Raw genomic sequence first — 12,908 nt, forward strand, 5'->3', positions numbered from 1 at the left:
GGTCACCGCCCACCCGGCAGTTGCCCGCGCCCGCGTCCATCGCGGCCTACCCTGAGCACATGGTGTCGCAAACCGAGTTACTCGAATCCGTCCCCACTCAACTCTGGATCGGCGGGCCGGTGGATGCCACCGGTGGCGCCACCTTCGCGGTCGAGAATCCGGCGACCGGAGAGCCCCTCGCACACGTCGCCGACGCCACGCCCGAGGACGCCGTGCGGGCCCTCGACGCGGCCGTGGCCGCTCAGGACAGCTGGGCGGCGACCCCGGCCCGCGAACGCGGTGAGATCCTGCGCGCGGTCTACGAGCGGATCGTCGAGCGTACCGAGGACTTCGCACTGCTGATGACCCTGGAAATGGGTAAGGCGCTGCCGGAGAGCCGCAACGAGGTGCGCTACGGCGCCGAATTCTTCCGCTGGTTCAGCGAGGAGGCGGTCCGGGTGCACGGCCGCTACCAGACCGCGCCCACCGGCACCGGTCGCATCGTGGTCCACAAGCAGCCGGTCGGACCGTGCCTGGCCATCACCCCCTGGAATTTCCCGCTCGCGATGGGTACCCGCAAGATCGGCCCGGCCCTGGCCGCCGGCTGCACGATGATCGTCAAGCCGGCCTCGGCCACGCCGCTGACCATGCTGCTGCTGGCGAAGCTGTGCAGTGAGGCTGGGCTGCCGGACGGTGTGTTGTCGGTGATCACCTCCAGCCACTCGGGCGCGGTGACCGAGCCGCTGATCAACGATCCGCGGCTGCGCAAACTCACCTTCACCGGCTCGACCGGGGTCGGCAAGAAACTGGTCGAGAAGTCCGCCAACGGCCTGCTGCGCACCTCGATGGAGCTGGGCGGCAACGCCCCGTTCGTGGTCTTCGACGACGCCGACATCGATGCCGCGGTGCAGGGCGCGATGCTGGCGAAGCTGCGCAACGGCGGCGAGGCCTGTACCGCCGCCAACCGGTTCCACGTGCACAACTCGGTCCGCGCGGAGTTCACCGACAAACTCGTCGCCGCCATGCAGGAGGTCAAGCTCGGCCCGGGTGACGACCCGTCGACCACCCTCGGCCCGCTGATCAACCAGGACCAGCTCGACACCGTCAGCGAACTGGTCGAGGACGCGGTCGAACGCGGCGCCGAGGTGCGCATCGGTGGTAAGGCGCCCGGCGGGGCCGGGTACTACTACCCGGCGACCGTGCTGTGCGAGGTACCCGAGCAGGCCCGCATTCTCAGCGAGGAGGTGTTCGGCCCGGTCGCGCCGATCGTCGGATTCGATACCGAGGAGGAGGGCCTCGCCGCCGCCAACGACACCGAATTCGGTCTGGTCGCTTACGTGTACACCCGCGATCTGGATCGTGCGCTGCGCATCGCGGAGGGGCTGGAGAGCGGAATGGTCGGCATCAACCGCGGCGTCATCTCCGATCCGGCGGCGCCGTTCGGCGGGGTCAAGGCCTCCGGATTCGGCCGGGAGGGCGGCTTCGAGGGAATCGAGGAGTATCTGTCGACGAAGTACATCGCCCTGCCCTGATCCGGCGGTTCCCGGATACGAAACGGCCGCCCCGGGGGATCGGCACCCGGGGCGGCCTGGGGTCGCGGAGTTCGTCGAGACGATCGCCGCGTGGTCTCGAGGGCTGCCTGTTCGGCAGTCCGGTCAGTGGCCGAGGCGGCTGTAGATCAGTGGCCGAGGCGGCTGTAGATCAGTGGCCGAGGCGGCCGCGGCCCAAGCGGAGCAGCAGCATGGCCAGCGTGTGACCTTCCTGGCCCAGTTCGCTGAAGCGCTCCAGCACCTTCATCTCGCGAGAGTGCACCAGGCGCGGGCCACCGTTGGCCATACGGGTGCGGCCGATGATGCGCGAGACCTCGGTGCGCCGCTTGATGGCCGCGAGAATCTCGGCGTCGAGGCGATCGATCTCCTTGCGGAGCTTCTCGATCTCCGCCTCGCTACTCGGCAACGTCGCATCGGAACCGGTCGCGGGCTGATCAATCGGCTCAGTAGAGGTGCTCATACTTTCTTCTCCTCGTGTCAGAACTTCGATCGGCGTGCGGCCCTGCCCCGTTACCGATCTAGTTCCTCCACCGTGAAACAGACCTGTTCGGCCTTGAATTGTCCCCCGTCGAGTGTGCGCTCACGTGCGGAATCGGCGACCACGAATACCTTCGTACGCCTGAACAGCAGAGGTCGTGAGCGCGCTGGTCATGTGGCCAGTCTGCCACGTGGGGCAAGTGAGGCAAAGTTCTCGTCGTTGAGAATGCGTTGAGATCGCGGTCGAGAATGCGCTGAGATCGCGCCGGACTACAGCATGTCGGTGGCCGCCGGTAGCGTGGATGGACGATGGAGACGACGGTGGCGGGAACAGCGGCGGGGACGGCAACGGTGAGTACGGCGGCAACGCGAGGCGCGGTCGGGTCCGCGCAGGCCGAGGGGCAGGCGCAGCGCCTGCTCGAGGGCTTGAATCCGCAGCAGCGGGCGGCGGTCGTGCACGCGGGTTCGCCACTGCTGATCGTGGCCGGCGCCGGCTCCGGGAAGACCGCGGTCCTCACCCGGCGCATCGCCTATCTGCTGGCCGAACGCGGCGTCACGCCCGGGCAGATCCTCGCCATCACGTTCACCAACAAAGCCGCCGCGGAGATGCGCGAGCGAGTGACCGACCTGGTCGGTCCGCGTGCCGCGGCCATGTGGGTGTCCACCTTCCACTCCTCCTGCGTGCGCATCCTGCGCATGCAGGCGAACCTGCTGCCCGGCGCGTTGAACTCGAACTTCTCCATCTACGACGCCGACGACTCGCGCCGCCTGCTGGCGATGATCATTCGCGACCAGAATCTGGATCCGAAGAAGTATTCGCCGCGACTGCTCGCGACCGCGATCTCCAATCTCAAGAACGAGCTCATCGACCCCGAAACGGCCACGGCGGACGCGGAATCCGACGAGACCGAACTGCCCGGCATCGTCGCCCGCGTCTACACCGAATACCAGCGGCGGCTACGCGCGGCCAATGCCTTCGACTTCGACGATCTGATCGGCGAGACGGTCGCGCTTCTGCAGAGCCACCCGCAGGTCGCCGAGTACTACCGCCGTCGCTTCCGGCATGTGCTGGTCGACGAGTACCAGGACACCAACCACGCCCAGTACGTACTGGTGCGTGAGCTGGTCGGCCATCATGTGCGACCGCCGGCCGGCGAACTCGACGACGCCGACGCGGGTGCCGAGGCCGCAGATCCGGAATTCACACCGGCGCGCCGCGACGATGTGGTGCCGCCCAGCGAACTGTGCGTGGTCGGTGACGCCGACCAGTCCATCTACGCGTTCCGCGGGGCGACCATCCGCAATATCGAGGAATTCGAGCGCGATTTCCCGGACGCGGAAACGATTCTGCTGGAACAGAACTACCGGTCCACCCAGCACATTCTCTCGGCGGCCAATGCGCTCATCTCCCGCAACGAGAATCGGCGCGACAAGAAGTTGTGGACCGATTCCGGCGAGGGTGATCTGATCGTCGGCTACGTCGCCGACAACGAACACGACGAGGCGTCGTTCGTCGCGCGCGAGATCGACCGGCTGGTCGAACAGGGCGACTACAACTACGGCGATGTCGCGGTGTTCTATCGCACCAACAACAATTCGCGCGCGCTGGAAGAGATCTTCATCCGCATGGGCCTGCCCTACAAGGTGGTCGGCGGAGTCCGGTTCTACGAGCGCAAGGAGGTCCGCGATGTGGTCGCCTACCTGCGTGTGCTGGAGAACCCCGACGATGCGGTGAGCCTGCGTCGCATCCTCAACACGCCGCGCCGGGGGATCGGTGACCGCGCCGAGGCCTGCGTGGCGGTGCACGCCGAACAGCGCGATATCGGCTTCGCGGCCGCGCTGCGCGACGCCGCCGACGGCAAGGTGGCCCTGCTGAACACCCGCGCGCAGCGTGCGATCGCCGGCTTCCTCGATCTGCTCGACGAGATCCGCGCCGCGGGCGTTACCGGGGACACCGAATTCCCGGATGTGGGCAATGTCGTCGAGGCGGTGCTGGACAAGACCGGCTACCGCGCCGAACTGGAGGCCTCCGACGATCCGCAGGACGGCGCCCGGCTGGACAACCTGAACGAATTGGTCAGCGTGGCAAGGGAATTCAGTTCCGAGGCGCGCAACAATGTGGAGGCCGCCCGTGAGGAGGGCCTGCTGCCCGAGGCGGCCGACGGCGAGCCGGACCCCGGTTCTCTCGCGGCGTTCCTGGAACGGGTCTCGCTGGTGGCCGATACCGATCAGATCCCGGACGAGGGCTCCGGCGTGGTCACCCTGATGACCCTGCATACCGCGAAGGGACTGGAGTTCCCGGTGGTGTTCGTGACGGGCTGGGAGGACGGACAGTTCCCGCATATGCGCGCGCTGGGCGATCCGGCCGAACTGGCCGAGGAACGCCGCCTGGCCTACGTCGGCATCACCCGCGCCCGGAAACGGCTCTACCTGTCCCGTGCGGTGGTGCGGTCCGGGTGGGGACAGGCGGTGTCGAATCCGGAGTCCCGCTTCCTGCAGGAGATTCCGGGCCATCTGATGGATTGGCAGCGTCTGGAGCCGACTCCGCCTTCGGGCGGACGTGGCTTCCGCCGCCGCGGCGAGGACGACGGCCTGGAACGCGATTGGACCCGCGGCGACGGCTGGTCCCAGCAGCGCCCCGGCCTGCGCGACCGCAGTCCCGCCCGGCCCGCGGCCAAACACAACAACTCCGGCCTCGTCCTCGCGGTGGGTGACCGCGTCAGCGACGACAAGTACGGCCTCGGCCGAGTGGTCGCCGCCGAGGGCTTCGGCGCCCTCGCCACGGTCACCATCGACTTCGGCACCGCCGGCAAGATCCGCCTCATCCCGCAGTACAGCCGGACCCTGGTCAAGCTCTGAGCGGCGGTTCCGGCGGGCTCGCGCTCAGCGGCGCGCCGGGACCACGGCCTTGACCATGACGAGTTCCACGCGGTCGTCCGAGTCGAGATCGGTGCGCTGGAACCGTTCGGCGTCTTCGCCGGGCCCGGTCTCGAATTCGAATCCGTTACGGCGGTACAGCGCGATGGCGGGCTCGTTGTCGGCGAAGACACCGAGCCGGAGCGTGGTGTAGCCGCATTCGGCAGCCCAGCGCTCGACAGTCGTCAGCAGCAGATCGCCGACGCCCAAACCCCGCGCGGACGGGTCGACCCACATCGAAATCACCCTGGCCGCAGTATCTTCCGGCCCGGGCACCCCGCTGGTTATTCCCACCGGTTCGCCGTGGTGCAACGCCAGCAGATCGCGGGCTCCCGGGATATCCAACCGCGCGCGCCAGCGGTGCTCGCGATCGCCGTCGCCCTGCCATTCCGCCAGCCGGGTCCGGTACGCCCGCGGTGCCCCCGCCAGTGCTGCCAGCCGAACTCGGCGCCAGATGCGCCAGTCCTCAGCGCCGACCACCCTGATTTCGATCATGACGCCGGAGTGACCGCCGCCCGAACCTAGTCGCGTTCGGGGCCGAGGGAGATGCCGCGGGAGGCGAGCCAGGGGAGCGGGTCGATCTTGTCCTGGCCGTTGAGCCACACCTCGAAATGGCAGTGCGGGCCGGTGGAGAAGCCGCGGTTGCCGACGGTGGCGATCTGGTCGCCGGCCAGCACGTGTTGGCCCTCCGAGACGGTGGCGGTGTCGACGTGGCCGTAGACCGTGATGGTGCCGTCGGCGTGCCGCAGGCGGACCCACATGCCGAAACCGGAGGCCGGGCCGGCGCTGATCACCTCGCCGTCCTCGACCGCGTAGATCGGGGTACCGATCGGGGCGGCGATGTCGACACCCAGGTGCTGCACACCCCAGCGGCTACCGAAGCCGGAGGTGAAGGTGCCGTTGGCGAATTTGGAAAACAGGGGGCGCAGTTTCGCCGATTCCTGGGCCGCGAGTCCGGCGGCGAATTCCTGACCGTGCTGCAGGATGTCCTGGAACTGACTGAGATCCGCGACCGGCGCGACATTGAGAACCTGCGGCGATTGCGGATTACCCGCCTGGGTGCTGACCGCCTGGGCCGCGATCTCGTGAACCTGACCGGCGGCGTCGTAGTCGGCGGTCGCATTGTGGTGCTGGCTGCCGGACTCCATTCCGGCCTGTCCGGCGGCGACCACCGCGCCGGCGGCGACCGCCACCACGGCGGCACGGCCCTTGAGCGCGGCCGGTGGGGTCGGCACCCGGTGTGCGCCGCTGAACCGCTTCGGGCCCTCCGCGGTGGCGCCGGCCTCTTCGGCCTCGGCGCCGTCACGCTTCCAGGGGCTGCGCAGCCGGGCCAGGTTGAACGGTTCGTTGCCGGCGGGCTCGTCGTAGCCGTCGGCGGCCTCGTAGTCGGCCTCGTCCTCGGGGTAGTGCACGCCCCGGCTGTCGTCGTAACCGGGATCGGCGGCGGCCCATTCATCGGTCCGCGGCCACTGCGGATCGGCGGTCCAGTCACCGTCGGGCCGGGCCTGGGCGCCCCACGGCTGCCACTGCCCGGAATCGTCCGAACCGGTTGCGCCCCAGGTGTTCTCGGTCGAGTGTGCGGTGGTCGCGGTGAGACCGACGACGGCCGCGCCACCGGACGGCATCCAGCTGTCGGCACGCCCCGGCATACTGCGCACGGGCGCGGCCGCGGGCTCCTCGGAACGGGTACCGGTGTAACCGCCGAAGGATTGGTTACCACCGAAGTATGGATGCTGGTCGAGGGATTCACCGTCGGCGCGGTAACGGCGAGCGGACTGCGGCCGATGCCCGGGTTGTAGGCGACCGTGACTCATCGGCGGACTCCGAGACCGGATAACGCGGGGGAGCCGGATGACGCGGGACGCGCTGCGCCGGTACAACGGCTCGCTACCTGCGGAGCACTGTGCTGCAACAAGCCTGCCGTCCTCCTGATCGGTGCGGTGTACGCGGCCTCATCCGGGTGGGTTCGCCGATGTCTTGTACCAGGTGTTCTACCAGCTGGGTCTTCCGACCGAGTGACGAGTATTCCCGTCACGCCTGTGATCTGGCTGTGACATCGACCGCATCGACGGTAACGAAACGATTGCAGGTGGGCAAGCGCTCCGCTCGATAAGGGGGTACTTGTGAGATTGATCACGTCTGACTCTCGGAATATCTCACATCCCGCTGGGCACGCGAGTGAGAACAGGCAACTACACTATGTAGTAGCCAATGTGGCAATTCGGACCATCGTCCGCCCTACCTGGCGGCGTGTCAGCAAGCTACTCGCCAGTAGCCTTGGCCAGCGGTTTTGCCCGGGCGGATGCCCGCTCGTGACCTGCGCCACTTAGGCTGTATGCGGCTGATTTCGGCGACATCGAACTGATTAGAGTCCGACTCGACCCGCTTCCGACGACGGGCCGCCAACAAAGTCGTTGTCACAACAACGCAGACGAGACGGTGAGTACATGGATCTCTTCGAATATCAGGCGAAGGAACTCTTCGTGAAGCACGGAGTGCCTTCGTCGGAGGGCCGCGTCACGGACTCGGCCGAGGACGCCCGTGCCATCGCGACCGAAATCGGCAAGCCTGTGATGATCAAGTCGCAGGTCAAGGTCGGTGGCCGCGGTAAGGCCGGTGGTGTGAAGTACGCCGCCACCCCGGACGACGCCTTCACCCACGCCTCCAACATCCTGGGCCTGGACATCAAGGGCCACGTGACCAAGAAGATCCTGGTCGCCGAGGCCAAGGACATCGCGGAGGAGTACTACATCTCCTTCCTGCTCGATCGCGCCAACCGCACCTACCTGGCCATGTGCTCGGTCGAGGGCGGTATGGAGATCGAAGAGGTCGCCGCCACCAAGCCCGACCGCCTGGCCAAGGTGCCGGTCGACGCCGTCAAGGGTGTGGACCTGGCCTTCGCGCGCTCCATCGCCGAGCAGGGCCACCTGCCCGCCGACGTGCTGGACGCCGCCGCGGTGACCATTCAGAAGCTGTGGGAGGTCTTCGTCGCCGAAGACGCGACCCTGGTCGAGGTGAACCCGCTGGTCCGCACGCCGGAGAACGAGATCCTGGCGCTGGACGGCAAGGTCACCCTGGACGAGAACGCCGACTTCCGCCACCCCGACCACGCCGAGTTCGCCGATCGTGACGCCACCGATCCGCTGGAGCTCAAGGCCAAGGAGAACGACCTCAACTACGTCAAGCTCGACGGTGAGGTCGGCATCATCGGCAACGGTGCCGGCCTGGTCATGTCGACCCTGGACGTCGTCGCCTACGCCGGTGAGAAGCACGACGGCGTGAAGCCGGCCAACTTCCTCGACATCGGTGGTGGCGCCTCGGCCGAGGTGATGGCCAACGGTCTCGACGTGATCCTCAACGACGCGCAGGTCAAGAGCGTGTTCGTGAACGTGTTCGGCGGCATCACCGCGTGTGACGCGGTGGCCAACGGCATCGTCAAGGCCCTGGAGATCCTGGGGTCGGAGGCGAACAAGCCGCTGGTCGTCCGCCTCGACGGCAACAAGGTCGAGGAGGGTCGCAAGATCCTCGTCGATGCCAACCACCCGCTGGTCACCCTCGCCCAGACCATGGACGAAGGCGCCGACAAGGCCGCTGAACTGGCTGCGGCCAAGTAAAGGACGAACGAGAAATGTCTATCTTCCTGAACAAGGACTCCAAGGTCATCGTCCAGGGCATCACCGGCGGTGAGGGCACCAAGCACACCGCGCTGATGCTGAAGGCGGGCACCCAGGTCGTCGGTGGCGTCAACGCCCGTAAGGCCGGCACCACCGTCTCGCACACCGCCAAGGACGGCTCGGCCGTCGAGCTGCCGGTGTTCGGCACCGTCGCCGAGGCCATCAAGGAGACCGGCGCCGACGTGTCGATCGCCTTCGTGCCGCCGAAGTTCGCCAAGGACGCCATCATCGAGGCCATCGACGCGGAGATCCCGCTGCTGGTGGTCATCACCGAGGGCATCCCGGTGCAGGACACCGCCTACGCGTGGGCCTACAACGTGGAGAAGGGCAACAAGACCCGGATCATCGGCCCCAACTGCCCCGGCATCATCACCCCGGGCGAGTCGCTGGTGGGCATCACCCCGGCCAACATCACCGGTAAGGGTCCGATCGGCCTGGTGTCGAAGTCGGGCACCCTGACCTACCAGATGATGTACGAGCTGCGTGACTTCGGCTTCTCGACCTCCATCGGCATCGGTGGCGACCCGGTCATCGGCACCACCCACATCGACGCCATCGAGGCGTTCGAGAAGGACCCGGAGACCAAGCTCATCGTCATGATCGGCGAGATCGGCGGCGACGCCGAGGAGCGGGCCGCGGCCTACATCAAGGAGAACGTGACCAAGCCGGTCGTCGGCTACGTCGCGGGCTTCACCGCGCCGGAGGGCAAGACCATGGGCCACGCCGGCGCCATCGTGTCCGGTTCCTCGGGTACCGCGGCCGCGAAGAAGGAGGCCCTCGAGGCCGCGGGCGTGAAGGTCGGCAAGACCCCGTCCGAGACCGCCGCCCTGGCGCGCGAGATCCTGGAGAAGGCCTCGATCACCGCCTGATCGCAGGTACTGCGAAGGCCGCCTTGTTGCGACAAGGCGGCCTTCTTTCATCTCGGCAGGTGAACGACGTGCTGCCGGGCAGTGGGCAGGTCGGCAGCGGTTGTCGTGGGCAGGGAACAACCGTCGTTCAGGGTGCCGGGAGCAGGTGGCACAGGCCCAGCGTCCGCACCACCGTGCAGAACATTTCCGAAACGTCCATCCGATACCTCCGATCGTCTTCGGTGACAACACGATCGAGACGGGTATGCGGTTCATAGTGAATTCTCGAGCTTGCCGCCAGTGGCGTCGTGGCCGTGACCGGCGCGCTCGAGTGCAGTAGCGTCAAGGGCATTCAGCCTGAAAGCCGATGAAGGACTCGATAGGAGACGACCACATGTCCTACCCGACCGGGGGATCCGGGTACAACGCGCCCAATCAGACGCCCGGGCCCACACCCTCGTCCGCCCCGAGCCTCGGCCAGCAGCCGACAGGTAGTACCGGCGGCGGCTCGGGGCTTTCGGCGTTGAGCGGCAAGGGTCTGACGTTCTACCTGACCGTCGGAATCGCCGCGCTGGGCGTAATCAACTTCTTCCTGGGCTTCCTCGATTTCTCGACCTTCGACGAGGGCGCGATGAACAGCTCCAAGGAGCCCGACAAGGGCATGAGCCTGTTCCAGGAGGGCGGCACGGCCCCGCTGTTGCTGCTGCTGTTCGCGGGTCTCGTGGCCGGTATCGCCTTGCTGCCCAAGCAGGAAGCCAAGAACGGGGTGGTCGCGGCGGCTTCGGCGGCCGGCTTCCTCGGCGTCCTGTTCCAGGCGTTCGTGACGCCGACGCTGTACAAGACCGCGGGCACCGCCTGGGTCCTGGTCTTCCTGGCGCTCGTGCAGCTCGCCGCCGCCGTGGTCGCGCTGCTGTTCGAGACCGGTATCCTCTCCGCGCCCGAGGCCAAGCCAGCGGCCGCCGCTCCCGGCGCCGGCGGGTCGAGCGCCTACGGCCAGCAGTCCTCCTACGGCCAGAGCCAGCCGGCCCAGCAGCAGTCCTACGGTCAGGCCCAGGCCGGCCAGCAGGCCGCTTACGGCCAGTACGGCCAGCAGTACGGCCAGGCGCAGAGTCAGGCCCAGCAGCAGGCAGGTCAGCAGCAGGCCGGCTACGGGCAGTACGGCCAGCAGTACGCCCAGGGGCAGTACGGCCAGCAGCCCTCGCCGTACGGCCAGCCCGGACAGCAGCCCTACGGTCAGCCGGGCCAGCAGGGTTACGGCCAGCAGGGTGCCCAGTCGCCCTACGGTCAGCGCCCGCAGACCGGTGGTGACGAGGCCGCGACCCAGCACTTCGGCGCCGCGGGCCAGCAGCCCGGCCAGCAGTACGGTTCGCTGAACTTCGGTCAGCAGGGCCAGCAGGGCCAGGCGGGGCAGACCGGTCAGCCCGGCGCCCAGCCGTTCGGCGGCGAGCAGACCGGCAACCCGGCCGCCGACGCCACCAAGGCCTTCCGTCCCGAGGACGACCAGAAGTAGATCCGCTCCGACGCGACGATCGGCGAGTCAGGCGCTCTTCACGGCGCGCCTGACTCGCCGATCCGTTTCCAGCTGACACCCTGACATGTCGGTGGTGGTGTCGTGCTTCGGCGAGTCAACCCGGACGAGTCAACCAGGATCCCGCGAGGTAGTTCTATGAAGTCCGCACTGGTCCGATGGGCCGACCTTCGCGAACAGCGGGCCGGCGCGAGACCGGCGCAGGCTCACTCGCACGGCGATGCGCCGCAGCAGCGGAGCGGTCACGGCCCGGGCGCGGACGGACCCGAGGATCCGGTATTCCTCTCACTGAGTCCCGAGCGGGCCAAGGTGCTGCTCATCATCGCGGCCCGCGCGTCGAGTTTCACCGTGGTCGCCATCGTGGCGATCGTGCTGGTCACGCTGATGGCCGCGGGCAGCGGTATGACCGGCGCGTCCGGCGCGATCGCGGCCGGATGGCTGGCCGTGCATCAGGTCCCGGTCGTGGTCGGCAAGACCTCACTCGGCCTGCTGCCGCTGCTGCCGACCGCGGTGGTGTTGTGGCTGACCATGCGCGACTGCGCGCATGCCGTCTCGCCGCGCTCCTCGCGGGCCGATCTGGGCTGGATCGTCGGCGCCGCGCTCGCGGGCCCGCTGCTGGTCACCGCCGTCTGCCTGGCCGTGGCCGAGGACGCCGCGACGGCCGTGCCCCTGCAGTCGCCCGATACGCTCACCGCCTTCTGCTGTGTGGGGGGTTTACATCTGCTCGCGGCGGCCACCGGGATCGCGACCAGGCCCAATGCGCTACGCGACCGGATCGCCTCTTATCTGCCGGACTGGGTTTTCGCCGGGGCGCGGGCGGCGGCGCAGGCGCTGTGGCGGCTGCTGCTCGGCGGGGCGATCCTCACGCTGGTGTCGTTCGTGCTGCACTGGTCGGTGATCGGCGATACCTATGCTGCCGCAGGGAATTTCGCGGGTGTCGTCGGGTTGACCGTGCTGTCGCTGGCCTATCTGCCGAACGTCGTGATCGCGGCGACCAGCGTTCTGATCGGTGCGGACGTGCACATCGGCGCCGGGGCGCTGAGCGTCTTCTCGGTCGCCGGGGCGCCGGTGCCCGCGCTGCCGGTACTCGCGGCGGTGCCGAGCGGGCCCGCGGCCGCCTGGTGGCCCGTGTTGCTGCTGGTTCCGGCGGCGGTCGGCATACGCGGCGGGCTGGACTGCGCGCGCGACTCCGCCGACGAGGTGCGCAGTCCGTGGGCGACGGTGTTCTCGGCGGCGCTCGCGGCGCTCGCCATGGTGCTGCTGGGACTTCCGGCGGGCGGCGCGGTCGGGTCGTTCGGCGAGATCGGTCCCGGCGTGCTGGTCACCGCGGGATTGACCTTCGCCTGGCTGACCGTGGCCGGATATCTCGGATTGCTGTGTGGGAGAAGGATTCTCGGAATTCCGCCCGCTGTGGTCGAGCCGGGGTTCGGCGGGCGTTCCGGCCACCGCGGCCGGTACCTGCCCACCGACTACTCGCGAGACGAGTACGACATTGACGAGAACGACGGAGACGAGAACGACGGAGACGAGTACGACAGGGGCGGGTACGACCACGAGCACCGGGATCACGGCTACGACCCGGACTTCGACCGTGACGACGACTACGACGACCGCGCCGAGCCGGGCTACATCGACCAGCTGTACGACGACCCGCGCTATGTCGAATACGAATTCGAGGACGATGTCGACGGTATCGCCGTCGAGGACGACTATCCACGACCGGCTTACCGCCGCACCGGCTCCGTCGAGGTGGTGGAGGTCGACGGCGAACTGCTCGACGACGATCTCGCGCCCGCGCACGCCGATCCGGACGACGAATTCGACGCCGGGAACTCCGACATCGTCGACGCCGAAGTGGTAGAGGGTGACCTGCCGGAGAGTCCCGGCAGGGGCGGTCGTTAGGCTCTAACCCGGCGGACCTCGGGTTCGCCGCCCT

9 protein-coding genes are annotated in these 12,908 nt (G+C 68.1%); 6 read left to right on the top strand and 3 right to left on the bottom strand.

From position 1 onward, the window contains the following. Positions 1-59: 59 nt before the first annotated feature. Positions 60-1,511 (top strand): NAD-dependent succinate-semialdehyde dehydrogenase, encoded by a 1,452-nt coding sequence (locus A5780_RS32805; protein ID WP_064910992.1) that lies wholly within the window; start codon positions 60-62, stop codon positions 1,509-1,511. Between the two features lie 169 nt (positions 1,512-1,680). On the opposite strand, the gene A5780_RS32810 is transcribed toward A5780_RS32805, so the two are convergent. Further along, a complete protein-coding gene (locus A5780_RS32810) occupies positions 1,681-1,989 on the bottom strand; it encodes a chorismate mutase (protein ID WP_036505489.1) in 309 nt (102 codons plus the stop codon). 326 nt (positions 1,990-2,315) lie between these two features. Here A5780_RS32810 and pcrA point away from each other — a divergent pair, with 326 nt between their 5' ends. After that, on the top strand, positions 2,316-4,865 hold the full coding sequence (pcrA, locus tag A5780_RS32815; RefSeq protein WP_064910993.1) for a DNA helicase PcrA: 2,550 nt from the start codon (positions 2,316-2,318) through the stop codon (positions 4,863-4,865). Between the two features lie 24 nt (positions 4,866-4,889). On the opposite strand, the gene A5780_RS32820 is transcribed toward pcrA, so the two are convergent. Continuing rightward, positions 4,890-5,417 carry a GNAT family N-acetyltransferase gene (locus A5780_RS32820; RefSeq protein ID WP_064901640.1) on the bottom strand — a complete coding sequence of 176 codons (528 nt, stop codon included), beginning with the start codon at positions 5,415-5,417 and terminating at the stop codon, positions 4,890-4,892. A 26-nt stretch (positions 5,418-5,443) separates the two neighbouring features. Further along, positions 5,444-6,736 carry a M23 family metallopeptidase gene (locus tag A5780_RS43300; RefSeq protein ID WP_063014243.1) on the bottom strand — a complete coding sequence of 431 codons (1,293 nt, stop codon included), beginning with the start codon at positions 6,734-6,736 and terminating at the stop codon, positions 5,444-5,446. Positions 6,737-7,369: 633 nt separating this feature from the next. On the opposite strand from A5780_RS43300, the gene sucC reads away from it, so the two are divergent. From sucC to A5780_RS32845, 4 genes are all read left to right on the top strand, one after another. Then, positions 7,370-8,536, top strand: coding sequence for an ADP-forming succinate--CoA ligase subunit beta (gene sucC / locus A5780_RS32830; RefSeq protein ID WP_063014245.1), 1,167 nt, complete (start codon positions 7,370-7,372; stop codon positions 8,534-8,536). A gap of 14 nt (positions 8,537-8,550) precedes the next feature. After that, complete coding sequence (sucD, locus tag A5780_RS32835; protein ID WP_030515078.1) at positions 8,551-9,465, top strand: succinate--CoA ligase subunit alpha; 915 nt, start codon at positions 8,551-8,553, stop codon at positions 9,463-9,465. A gap of 346 nt (positions 9,466-9,811) precedes the next feature. Beyond that, positions 9,812-10,954, top strand: coding sequence for a DUF5336 domain-containing protein (locus tag A5780_RS42900; RefSeq protein ID WP_304528428.1), 1,143 nt, complete (start codon positions 9,812-9,814; stop codon positions 10,952-10,954). Positions 10,955-11,110: 156 nt separating this feature from the next. Then, the gene (locus A5780_RS32845) at positions 11,111-12,874 is read left to right on the top strand and encodes a DUF6350 family protein (RefSeq protein ID WP_064910995.1); all 1,764 of its coding nucleotides are present in this window, start codon (positions 11,111-11,113) and stop codon (positions 12,872-12,874) included. The last annotated feature ends 34 nt before the right edge of the window (positions 12,875-12,908 follow it).

The sequence above is a fragment of the Nocardia sp. 852002-20019_SCH5090214 genome, from assembly GCF_001665865.1.
GTDB classification, from domain to species: Bacteria; Actinomycetota; Actinomycetes; order Mycobacteriales; family Mycobacteriaceae; genus Nocardia; species Nocardia nova.

Coding starts and splice junctions, on each gene's coding strand:
- A5780_RS42900 (WP_304528428.1), top strand. CDS start 9,812: ATGAAGGACTCGATAGGAGACGACCACATGTCCTACCCGACCGGGGGA.
- sucD (WP_030515078.1), top strand. CDS start 8,551: ATGTCTATCTTCCTGAACAAGGACTCCAAGGTCATCGTCCAGGGCATC.
- sucC (WP_063014245.1), top strand. CDS start 7,370: ATGGATCTCTTCGAATATCAGGCGAAGGAACTCTTCGTGAAGCACGGA.
- A5780_RS32810 (WP_036505489.1), bottom strand. CDS start 1,989: ATGAGCACCTCTACTGAGCCGATTGATCAGCCCGCGACCGGTTCCGAT.
- A5780_RS43300 (WP_063014243.1), bottom strand. CDS start 6,736: ATGAGTCACGGTCGCCTACAACCCGGGCATCGGCCGCAGTCCGCTCGC.
- A5780_RS32845 (WP_064910995.1), top strand. CDS start 11,111: ATGAAGTCCGCACTGGTCCGATGGGCCGACCTTCGCGAACAGCGGGCC.
- A5780_RS32805 (WP_064910992.1), top strand. CDS start 60: ATGGTGTCGCAAACCGAGTTACTCGAATCCGTCCCCACTCAACTCTGG.
- A5780_RS32820 (WP_064901640.1), bottom strand. CDS start 5,417: ATGATCGAAATCAGGGTGGTCGGCGCTGAGGACTGGCGCATCTGGCGC.
- pcrA (WP_064910993.1), top strand. CDS start 2,316: ATGGAGACGACGGTGGCGGGAACAGCGGCGGGGACGGCAACGGTGAGT.